Annotated in this window: 6 protein-coding genes and 3 pseudogenes; 2 read left to right on the top strand and 7 right to left on the bottom strand. The window is 40.2% G+C overall.

Annotated features, from left to right (window positions below; all coding sequences use genetic code 11):
- Positions 1 to 185: 185 nt before the first annotated feature.
- Entirely contained in the window at positions 186 to 713 is a 528-nt protein-coding gene (locus H6G97_RS26215; RefSeq protein WP_242055234.1) for a hypothetical protein, read from the top strand.
- A 751-nt stretch (positions 714 to 1464) separates the two neighbouring features.
- Here H6G97_RS26215 and H6G97_RS26210 read toward each other — a convergent pair.
- Positions 1465 to 2421: pseudogene (locus tag H6G97_RS26210) on the bottom strand (ISNCY family transposase); the annotation flags it as partial.
- A gap of 127 nt (positions 2422 to 2548) precedes the next feature.
- On the opposite strand from H6G97_RS26210, the pseudogene H6G97_RS52910 reads away from it, so the two are divergent.
- Positions 2549 to 2911: pseudogene (locus H6G97_RS52910) on the top strand (transposase domain-containing protein); the annotation flags it as partial.
- Positions 2912 to 2946: 35 nt separating this feature from the next.
- Here H6G97_RS52910 and H6G97_RS26200 read toward each other — a convergent pair.
- The 6 genes and pseudogenes from H6G97_RS26200 to tyrA form a co-directional block, all read right to left on the bottom strand.
- Positions 2947 to 3198 (bottom strand): annotated as a pseudogene (locus H6G97_RS26200) (ISNCY family transposase); the annotation flags it as partial.
- 580 nt (positions 3199 to 3778) lie between these two features.
- Complete coding sequence (locus tag H6G97_RS26195; RefSeq protein WP_190943526.1) at positions 3779 to 4366, bottom strand: hypothetical protein; 588 nt, start codon at positions 4364 to 4366, stop codon at positions 3779 to 3781.
- A 103-nt stretch (positions 4367 to 4469) separates the two neighbouring features.
- On the bottom strand, positions 4470 to 6176 hold the full coding sequence (locus tag H6G97_RS26190) for a multicopper oxidase family protein (RefSeq protein ID WP_242055233.1): 1707 nt from the start codon (positions 6174 to 6176) through the stop codon (positions 4470 to 4472).
- 562 nt (positions 6177 to 6738) lie between these two features.
- Entirely contained in the window at positions 6739 to 7008 is a 270-nt protein-coding gene (locus tag H6G97_RS26185) for a hypothetical protein (RefSeq protein ID WP_190943524.1), read from the bottom strand.
- 9 nt (positions 7009 to 7017) lie between these two features.
- Entirely contained in the window at positions 7018 to 7488 is a 471-nt protein-coding gene (locus H6G97_RS26180; protein ID WP_190943523.1) for a hypothetical protein, read from the bottom strand.
- A 72-nt stretch (positions 7489 to 7560) separates the two neighbouring features.
- Positions 7561 to 8733, bottom strand: coding sequence for a bifunctional chorismate mutase/prephenate dehydrogenase (gene tyrA / locus H6G97_RS26175; protein ID WP_190943522.1), 1173 nt, complete (start codon positions 8731 to 8733; stop codon positions 7561 to 7563).
- Positions 8734 to 8892 lie beyond the last annotated feature (159 nt).

Genomic DNA, 8892 nt, shown 5'->3' with positions numbered 1-8892 from the left:
GTCAGTATTTTGTATCTCAGGAGACACCAATGAAAAATCCCTCAGATGCACGACACTTAATTTCCATTCTTCGGAACAATGCCTAATTTACATGACTTTGAGCCTTAACTGAACCGTATTGGCCCTTGGGGGGCGCTTCGCCTCAGACTGTTGAAAGCGTGTCAGAGAACGAGGAAGACTCGCCTATGGCGAATGACTGCACGACGCTAACGCTTGTGGATGCTGTACAGGGTGAATCTGCTCCGTTGTTGGCTGAAAAGCAGGACTGTGGTGTTGAGGCGAGGGACTGTCATGGAGGTACTTGTTCCGCCGCGCCTGTCGCTCAAAATAAATTTTCTTCCAAGGAAGCGATTGCTAATCAAACACCAGAGCTTGTAGAACAGGGTAATCCCACTTTGTTGTTAGTTGAAAATTCAGTTTCGGGTGTAGAAGCCAAAACAGTTCATGAGGGTGAAAGTTTTACCGCACCTGTTACCAGTGCTGAGAAATGGTCACATGAGGCGATTGTTGCTTTTGTCAAATGTGCGACCGGAGCGTATGCAGAAACTCACGCGTTGCGGGAAATTTGGGGCAGAATCCGGAGTTTGACTTTTTGCTCTCATGTTGGAATGATGATCCCGCGAAAGCAGATTGTTGTTAAAAAGATGCTGGCGAAGTTTCCGCAGTGGGGTATTGCTTGTGTTGATGGGGTGCTGGTGGATTGGGAGGAGTAGCGATTTGAGTAGTTAAATCTTGACACTGGATGTCAAGGAAGTACTGATGCAATACTTCTCGAGTTTTGCATTTTTAACTCGGAATCGGGTTTAGGGTAAAGGGTACTGGGTTTGGGTTAAAAGTTTTTTCTTTCCCTTTTCCTTTTCCCCTTTTCCCCTTAACCGAGAAGTATTAAAATATGTTGTTCTATTTGATACACTAAAACTCAATTTTCCTAACACACTCAGCTGCAACCTTACCCCCTACACCCTTCTTAGTGTGGGGAATTAAGAAGATGTTGAACTCCTTGACGTACTGGTATTCAATTGTCTGAAACACACGAACCTGCAACCCTGCCAGCAAAGAGGTTTCACATGAATCTTATACCAATTCTCCAAAATGAGGCAACAGATGTAAATCAGGAAAGTCCTGCTGTATCTAGGTTTATTAATTGCGAATGGGCGAAAAAGCGTTAGCGGAGCGGGGCGTTAGCAAGAGTGCGAATTAGTATTAGTGCCATTCCATCAGTCAGAGCTCAGCAATTCTCATTTTGAAAAAAATCAGAGAAAATTCTATTAGTTAAATAGAGAACTTGTGTCGAAGCATCATTTTTTGACAAATAATTATCATCCCAAGTTGGAGATAGACAAGTTTTAAAAAATTTGTCCATGAAAAATCGATTTCAACTGATAAATTCAGATGAAATTCTCAACAACTTTTTAGTTTTTTTAATAAATAGTTTTCTCTCCTCTTTTAATTTGTTGACATTTATCAACTAGAATTTATTCTTTTTAATGGGTCATGTTCTGCAATAATAAATGAAAATAAATGCGACCAATTTTTAAACCATAAATATTTTAACAAAGTCCGAATATCTTTAAAAAAAGTAGTTCGAGTTACCAATATTTTCCGAACTTTTTGATAACTATAATTAACTAAATCTAAAACAGTATGAAATAAAAAAGCTAGCAAATTCAAAGATAATAATAACTCGCATAAATGATTTTCACCATGACCAAAGTTATGCTCTAAATTATAACCGTGATTTTTAAGGACGTTATTCCCCTCATTTTCAACTTTCCATCTACTGCGCCCAGCTTTGACAATTTCTTCAATATTATTTTCAGTGATTTTATGATTAGCTATCCAATTATTTTGGTAGATAATTCCCTCTGTTTTCTCATTAATAACAATCACTTCACACCAATTAACTTCGAGACTTGAATCTTCATCTGTTAATGGAAGTTTAGTAGTATAACGATAACGATAAATTAGATTTTTTCGCCCATCCCATTGTTTCTTTTCAATGGTTCTAACTTCTCCACTTGTTTCTAAGAATTCTAGCCAATCATATAAAGTCTTGTGTGACGTTTTCAGACAAACAAAAATAAAGTTATAACCTTGTTTTAGCAGCAAGGTACAAATAGGTTGGCGAGAATACAAGTCATCCCCTAGAAGGGTTACAGGACAACCATACTTATTTTGATTATTCTTATTTAACCATCTTTTAATAGCCGCATTTTCACAGTCTTGTTTTTGATATTTATCTTGTTTTTTAATAAATTCTGGCTCTAAAATAATTACTTGTTTTTGATTAGGAGAAACTATAATAGGTGTGACACAGCCATGAAAATAAGTTGTAGTTCCATTTCGATGATTACGACAATTACAATGAGAGCAATTAATTTTTTTGGATGAAAAATATTCTGTGCCATCTAAAGCCAATACGGTTCAGTTAAGGCTCAAATAGTTGTAAATTGGGTATTGTTTCCAAAAATGGAAATCCAGTCAGGTGCATCTCAAGGAATTATCGTTGGTGTCTCCTAAGATACGAAGTACTGAGATATTCAAGGCGATAGAGACAGCTATCCCCGCAACTTCAATCGAACAGGCGATTGCAAAAATCAAAGTTAAAGAGGAGCGCACACGCTCGTTACCAGCGCAACTAGTAGTTTGTCTGATAATAGCAATGAGTCTCTGGTCGAGAGATTCAATGCGTGATGTACTAAAAAATCTCATTGATGGTCTTTCGGAAGCATGGGTCAAAGTAGGCAAATATTGGCGTATCCCATGTAAATCAGCCATTACCCAAGCCAGACAAAGATTAGGAGCAGGGGTGATGACGCAATTGTTTCATCAGTTGGTGCGACCAATGGCAAATAGCGCAACAATAGGAGCCTTTATCAACGGGCTACGAATCGTCGTGATTGACGGGAGTTGGAGCGAGTACGGGCATTAAAACTTTTACGCTCAGTCACAGGGGATTTTCTCAATTGAAAATAGACTTCCTGCGTTATCTTTTCCCTTATTACTTTTCATTAATCTTTGATGGTCTAAGAAAGATTCTGACTGAGTAAAAAAGATAGAGAATGCAGCCATCATTGCATCTTCTACCTGATATTTTGTATTATTTCCAGGTTTTCTTTCATCAGGTAAGTCATTTAATGATGACCGTAAAAATTGTATTAATTCAGGAATTTCTAGGGTCGCTGCTAAGTGTGCCATGTTTGAGTAATTTGACGCGCTGTCGGATTTTAACTCACCGACTTTACATCATTTGACAAGAATTATAAATTTTTATTTCCTTTGAATTCCTCAATTAAAACCGAACGATGAACTGGATTTCCTCCGTTCGTTGTCAGGTAATTCCTCTATTTTATTAAGTATTTATACTTATTCTTGGCTCCATCTGTTTTTTTAGCCAGAGGCAATGGCTTAAGAACTAGTTACTTTGTACTATATTTTGAACTCCAAAATCGGGGTTAATACTCTATTTTTTTCAAAATGAGAATTGCTGCACGCCAAGTATTGCAATTAACCAAAATCCCTATTAGGGATTGAAACCGATATTGCGCGTATCTCTCAATGAGTGTAAAAATATGTTTTGCCCAGCGAATGTAATTTGCGGCTATACAGACAAAACCACCTCCGTGGATTTCAAATTCTTAGAATCCGAGTAGGCGGACTTCGTTTGTGTAGCCGCGATTTCTAATTGCATGATTGGTATATTTGCAAAGGTTGAGATGCTCCCAACGCAACTCTAGGAGTACTTAAATTTACAGTGAAAGACTTTTCAAATAACCTTTTAATCAGCAACACCTCTATTGGAATGATTGAGTTTTTTAAAAGCGAACCTACCGTTTATTCTGTTGATAGTTACTAAAACAGTTACACTTAGTATACCCAACATTAATGAAGGCTCAGGTATAGATGTTATAGAAAAAGAACTGAGGGGATAACCTGCATCAACGGGTATATTGATGGAAGAACTTATATAGATACCTTGAGATCCAGTTTCAACATAGTCATAAGTCTTAGCCACATTATATGACCGTCCTCCTGTAGTGTAAGAAAATCCAAAATCACTCAATACCGAAGAATCATCAGCGAACAAGAGATTGTCATTGTCAGGAAATGAGTCTGGAGGTAACAGAAACTCTATTGGGCTACCATTTCTTGTCCCACTTATATCTATAATTTCATAACTATTTGTAGCAGAATCATAAGGGTTAGTTGTTAATGTTCCACTGGCTGTAACAATGTCAGTAAGATTAAGTACACTTGTACCAGAGTAGGAAAAATTAAATATGGCGGCCGAAACAGGAGCCATCATAGCTGTTAGAAAACAGACCGTGCCAGTGATAGTAGCCGCGAGTTTTTTATCAAAATTCATTCTATTTCCCCTTTTATTTCAAACCACTATTAATATCGTGTTCGTTTGATCACTTATTCCCGGAGAACCCCAATTTTTAATTCCCTTCGCAACACATACGAGGCTACGGTAGAACGTCAAAGGGTAGCATCATGTCGTTATCCTCATGATTCAGCATGTGGCAGTGCCACACGAAGCGTCCAGTGAATGAATTGCCAAAAGGTAAGTTCGCTGTGGCTTTAGCACCGAAGGGAACTATCAGACGAACAACCTCAAACGGGTTGACTACCACAGTATCCTTCCAGCCAGCTTCGTTTGCTGCTGGTGGTTTTGCTAAACCTTTTAAATAGGGCGTAGGATCGAGTGGTGGATAACCATAAGGCACTGTATCTCCCGGCGTTGCATGGTGCATAAGTACTTTACGCGGGCCAGTTGCTCTGTATGCTGCTGAGTACGCACTATCATTGATTGATTGGCGGTTGAGGATTTGAAATGGTACTAGATGCAGGTGCATTGTGTGGGCAAATGGCTGAAGATTGATGAAGTTCCATTGCTCTACTGTGTCTACTTGTGGTTGCTCTCTCAATTCTAGGTGGTTGGCTGCCTCATGCCAGTAAACAGCGTTGAGTATCATGGCTAATACTTGAAAGTTAGAGTTCAAAATATCTATCAGAACCAGGTTGCGCTCTTTGACTGGTTTCGTAGCAATTTTTGTGATTAATGGATTGTTTACTCGCAGCCTTGTGGGAATAGCTTTAGGAACGGCAGCACCCTGATTGACTGTAAACTGCATAACTTCTGGCATTTTAAAGAAACCCTGAGCAATTACCGTAGCCAAACCTTTGGGATACGGTGCAGCAGCATCATTTTGCAATACAATCTTGTCTCCTGGTAAGCTTTGAGAAAAATCGATGAGTACGTCTGCTCGTTCACCAGGCCCCAGCAGTAGTTTAGACAAATATACTGGAGCGTTCAGTAAACCTCCGTCACTGCCAATTTGAATTAGTTGCTGATTTGACGACAGCTTTAATCTGAAAAATCGGGAGTTTGAGGCGTTGACGATGCGGAAGCGGTACAAAGTTCGGTCAACATTGAGGTTTGGCCAAGCCTTGCCGTTGACGACAGCAACATCAGCGTAAACTTCAGTTTTCCATGTCGTTGGAAAAGACATGGAACCATTGGAATCGAAGGAATGATCTTGCAGCACCAATGGTATTTCATAAGGCGCTCCGGCAGGGATACCAAGGGGGCCATTGCCACCGATGGGATCGTCCTCATCCCTAATCAGATACATTCCAGCTAACCCGGCTTGGAGGTTCAAGGCGGTCATGCCAAGGGAATGGTCATGATACCAGAGTGTTCCTGCTTCTTGATTGTTATTGTAGTTGTACACATTGCTCTGCCCAGGCAGATATGTATCTTCTGGATAACCGTCGCTGTCAGGTTCGGTATTGCTGCCGTGTAAGTGGATAACTGTCCGGGGATTGGTTATGTCGGATGCACTGACACCATGCAAGTTCGTATCCACTGACCCAGCTAATGGATGAGTCCCAAGTTTGTTGAATGCCCGAATCCTAACAGGCGTTCCCCTTGTTACCTCGAAAGTGGGGCCAAGATAAGACAATCCGCCGTAACCCCAGGTGGTAGAAGAGCCTAAGCTGCTGTGAAACGAGTGTGTACCTGGCGCAATATCTAAGGTACTAGGCGGTGAAATTGGGTAGGAAATGGGCAGAGACTCGGTAAATTTTGAAAGTGAGGGCGAGGCTGCATAGGTTCTTTTTCCTTTAAGTAGTTCGGGGAGCAGAACTCCGGCTCCTAAACCTGCGCTCATCGTTAAAAATTGCTTTCTAGTTAACATTTTTGATTGTGGTTGTAAAAATTAGCATTGAGTCTACAAAGAATTGAGCTTACGCAAGAACTCTTTGAAACTCTGATTTCTTTGTATCCTTCTCTGACGAGACGCTGCGCAAATGCGTCCTACCCCCAGGGCAAACGCATCTAAATTACTCTTGATCACAACGAAGGTTAAGAACCAACGAAAAAATCAGGATTTCGAGCTTGATTATTTTTTAAGCCCCAAAGCGATCGCCTAAAACTTTCGCAATAAGCAAAACTTAATGACATTGATTTTAAATCTATTCTCAATAAAGTATGCTTATTGACATGATGCGGCCGCCCTGATCGCAGCCCGAATCTGGGATTCGATTGCGATTAACTCTATGTCTCGTGACAAATAGGGAATTCCTAAAAAAAGGGGGTATTGTCTTGCTGCTGTTCCTGACTTGGGTCTCGAAGTCTTTCTGATCTCTCTGGAATTTGTGGCAATCCTTTCTATTTCTGCCTTTAATTGTTGTCTTAGCTTTGTATCTAGTGGCAGCACAGATCCACTCAAATTACCGAGAAAGTGAGATTGACAACGTTGATGTGGTGCATCTGGCCAACTTGAATTCATTGCCGCGATGATTGATTTTTCGCCATCTGACAAGGTTGCCAGCACAATGTAGCGGTAACTCCTGATATGGTTGCAGCCATTCAATTAGCTGTTGCTCTTGTGCTTGTTGCAATTGAATTGCGCTGACTGGTGTACCACTTAATACTTCGTACAATACATACAGTAAACTTCCGTGACCTTCGGGCTGTAAAGCATCAATTGCCCAAATCAAACCGCCATGTTAAACTACTGTGGCAGCTAATTTCGAGTGCGTATGTGCAATCGTTCCACCCAACAGTGCTAGAAATTGACGATATAGCTTGCCCACATTCCGCCCATTAATTTCGATACCACGCCGATTTAAATTTTCCTGAATCTCAATTAACTGTTGATGTTCATTTTCGTGTTGCCAACCTATAAATGCCAGCACGTCTAAACCATAAGTACTGTTGGGCAAGCTATACTTTAATACGCCACTTGCGTAGTAGTGTTGATTAAAGTGCGTACAGACTGGATTCTTACATTCTTTGCTTTTACCTGCTACAAACACCGCTCCATTCATGGTTTGAACAGTTTTACGCATATGCCAAGCTCTACGCTTAACTAAATTATTTCCACAATGGATACATTCAGTAAGCTCACATTCCACAATTATACGTTGAGCGTTAGGAAAACTCCGTTGTGGGCGATGACGTGGCTTCTTTACTATCACGCTTGTTTTTGCTGCTGGTAGATTCCTTTTTCAGCTTACCTGTCTTACATACTAATTAGACAATTAGGGGTCCTACCCTTTGGGTTCAATAGTTCTCCCATGAGAAATAATCTCGGCTCGTGGCGCTATAGGTTGATTAGCGATCACACTTTGTTTACTAAAACATAGTTGTTTTTGTTCGACATCTTTAGCTGCTAAGAGTGTACTTAAGGTGTCAATCACATGAGTACTCTCTTCTACAGCAGAGTGCATATCTTCTGCTAAAAAGCTATGGGTTGCTTTGAACTCCTGAATTAAAGTATCTCGATCGTTTTGAATAACCAGTTGCGCCAACCGATTATAAGTGATCGCTAATTGCCCAATAGCTTCTCGACGCTCTGCTGTGGCAAGCATAATATCTACTACCAGACGAGCAGACTGGCTGAATAAGCGGCCAATTATGTCCATTTCTAGACGAAAAATTGGGCTAGAAAAATCTAAGCTACGACGGATATCAATGTTTTGTTGTGCTAGGAAAACACCAAGACTAAACGTTGTAAAATTACGGATTGCTTGAACAGCAATCATCATTTTATCGTGCTCCTCTGGTGTAGACACAATCAGTTTACCACCATCATGTTCAATCAAATCCAAAAGCCATTGAAATGCATCATCTCTACGACCAGAACAGACTACCACTTTTTGGCACAAGAACGATTTTATACCTGGGCCAAACATTGGATGTAAGCTCATTACAGGCCCACTATGCTGCTCAAGCATAGTCTGTAATATTGGAGTTTTAATACTAGCAATATCAGCTAAAGCAGTAGTTGGAGAGAGGTATTTAGCAAGTTTATGGATCACATCTATTGTATATTCAATAGGGACACAAACTAAAACTAAATCTGCTTTTTTTAGTAGCGATTCTGCTTGTTCCCAGTCTCCTTGGTCAAGAATACTGATGTAGTGACCGGCGGCTGATAACTTCTGCTGGAAAAAATACCCCATCAAACCGCGTCCGCCAACTAGAGTAACCCGTCGTGGTTTGGTATTTGCTGGAGGCGAAAATGCACTAGCAGCAGAGGTACAACCTGTAACTAGGTTTTTCCAGATTGACTCTGGAACACCAGCCTGCACTAGGGAAAATGTAAAGTTAGTAATTTGTTCTTCTAAAGATATAGATTGGGACTCAGCCAAAACTGCAATTCTTTTACCTAGTAAATCAATGAGTTGTTGGTCAATTTGTTTCAGCTTTTCTGGAAGCATAAGACCTCTTAAATATATGATTATTTTTTCAAGTTTGAGACTACCTCAAAAACTTTCATTGTGAAAACTGTTAGGGTTAATAATTTTTTGCCAGTTTATAGCTTCATGACACAAAACTGAATAACCTAACACAAAAAGGCTTAAATATACTAAGTCGGT

The organism is Nostoc flagelliforme FACHB-838 (genome assembly GCF_014698065.1).
GTDB classification, from domain to species: Bacteria; Cyanobacteriota; Cyanobacteriia; order Cyanobacteriales; family Nostocaceae; genus Nostoc; species Nostoc flagelliforme_B.
The sequence above is the reverse complement of the archived record's forward strand: the minus strand, read 5'-3'. Positions and strand labels throughout refer to the sequence as shown.